The 1322-nt window shown below is 34.2% G+C and carries 1 protein-coding gene; it reads right to left on the bottom strand.

Annotated elements, in window-relative coordinates; genetic code table 11:
- Positions 1-1196 (bottom strand): IS256 family transposase (locus tag G539_RS26455; RefSeq protein WP_156911682.1); only part of this gene is annotated, 1196 nt, incomplete at its 3' end.
- Between the last annotated feature and the right edge of the window lie 126 nt (positions 1197-1322).

Consider the following 1322-nt stretch of genomic DNA (forward strand, 5'->3'; position numbering starts at 1 on the left):
TGTGTCTCCTTATAAAATCTCTTTACAAACATTTGCCTCAATTCGTATAAAGCAGACTTAATTAAAGGAAGTGGTTTTTGCCATCTCGTTTTCTGAATCCGACTTACTGTTATGTATATCGCAACCTCTGCTGTCTTGATTGATTGAAAATATCCCCCTGTATTTACCCTTATCAGCTCTATCCTGCTATTTATATTCTCAACCACATTCGTCGTGTATATATACCTCCTCACCCCCTCAGGATATTTCTTATAAACAAAATAATGCTCCTTCTTTTTCAAAAGTCCCTTTATATAAGCTGGATACTTCTTCTCATAACTCTTACATAATTCCTCAAATCTATTTAAGGCCCTCTCATACTCCTCTATCCTCTTTATAATGCTTAACTCCTCATAAAATTTTTTAGCATCCTGCTTAGACATGTTCCTGTTGATGTTCCTTTGCATGTGTACAAAACAAAGCTGATGATCTGTCTCAGGAAAGAGGGCTTTTATGGCTTGAGTAAGGCCAGGAAAATCATCACTCACTATTACCATAACCCTCTTAACTCCCCTCTTTATCAAATCATTAAGTATCTGGAGCCAGTCCTCCTTCGTCTCTGAACCAAAATAAATGTAATAAGAAAGTAAATTTTTTCTTCCCTCCATATCTATCCCGATGATATTATAAATAACTGCTTTTCTGATTCTGTTGGCTTCGGTATCTTTTATCTGAGTATGATAAGCGTCTATAAACATAGCAAACAAATTTTCTGGCAATTCTTTGGTTTTTAATTCTTTGGCTTGGTTATACAATTCTTCTTTAATTTCTTCTATTTGTTCTGGGGAGTAGGGGAGTTTCATAGATTGCAAGAGGGCTTTGATTTTATTGGGGGAGTAGCTTTGGAGAACGAGGTTAAGGATAAAGTCCTGGAAGGATTCATCAGCTTTTTGCCATTCAGGAGGAAGAATAGCAGGTCTGAATTCAGATTTTCTATCTCTTGGGACAGAGATACCAAGGTTACCTAAGAAACAGGCAAGTTGTCTTTCATAGTAACCATTAGCTTTATTATCAATACTATCTCTAAGGAATATTTCTCTTTCTTTTTTCATGAGAGCGTTTAAGAGGAGTGCAGCAGCCATTTTGATACCCTCTTTTGATTCAATTTTTGAGATTTCACTTAAAACTTTTTCTAAATCTAAGTCTAAGTTTTCCATTTTACAGACCTCCTGGTTAGTTTAGTCTTTTAGGTTTTATGTTATCATTAATTTAAAAAATATTAAAAATTTTTATTATGCCTCTAAAATATTTTATTAAAAGACACAATTTATATTCTACTCCCT

The sequence above is a fragment of the Kaistia adipata DSM 17808 genome, assembly GCF_000423225.1.
In the GTDB taxonomy this organism is placed as follows: Bacteria; Pseudomonadota; Alphaproteobacteria; order Rhizobiales; family Kaistiaceae; genus Kaistia; species Kaistia adipata.